The sequence below is a fragment of the Roseburia zhanii genome (genome assembly GCF_014287635.1).
Classification (GTDB): Bacteria; Bacillota; Clostridia; order Lachnospirales; family Lachnospiraceae; genus Roseburia_B; species Roseburia_B zhanii.
The window spans coordinates 1-502 of the sequence record NZ_JACOPH010000103.1; the positions used below are offsets into that span (position 1 = coordinate 1).

Annotated in this window: 2 protein-coding genes; both read left to right on the forward strand. The window is 41.2% G+C overall.

The genetic code is table 11. The features are described 5' to 3' along the window. The coding region (locus H8S17_RS17400; protein WP_186867915.1) for a DUF4316 domain-containing protein at window positions 1–303 on the forward strand (303 nt) is incomplete at its 5' end. A gap of 4 nt (window positions 304–307) precedes the next feature. After that, on the forward strand, window positions 308–502 hold a 195-nt coding region (locus tag H8S17_RS17405), incomplete at its 3' end, for a transposon-transfer assisting family protein (RefSeq protein ID WP_186867916.1).

Below are 502 nucleotides of genomic sequence, written 5' to 3' on the forward strand. Positions count from 1 at the left end.
GAGGGGATAGACGAGGACAGTGAGAGACAGGCAAAGGAACTGCTTGTGAAATTGGCAGAATACAAGCCGCTTGCTAAGATCGAGGAACTGGAGGAACAGAATTATAACATGATTGATGACAGGCTTAATAATGGGGTGGAGAAATTCAATCGTGAGGAAGAAAAGAAAGAACAGCGGGAAAAACCGCAGGCACGTTCTTCCCTAAAAGAGCGACTTGCAGCCAAACAGAAGGAAGCAACACAGGGAAACAATAAGGATACGAAGGAACTGGAAAAATCAAAAAATTCACATAGGGAGATGTAGGATGATGAATAAATTCACAGTAGAAGAAATCAATTTCATGTGTGTTTTTGAGACACAGAACAGAATGAAGATGATGGAAAAAATCAGACGGATAATGCCGTACATAAAGGACAGCGATATGGAAGATCTTTCTAGGCAGGTGTTGAGAAAGTTGGATGGCATGACAGATAAGGAATTTGCGGAAAATTCATTAGAAGCG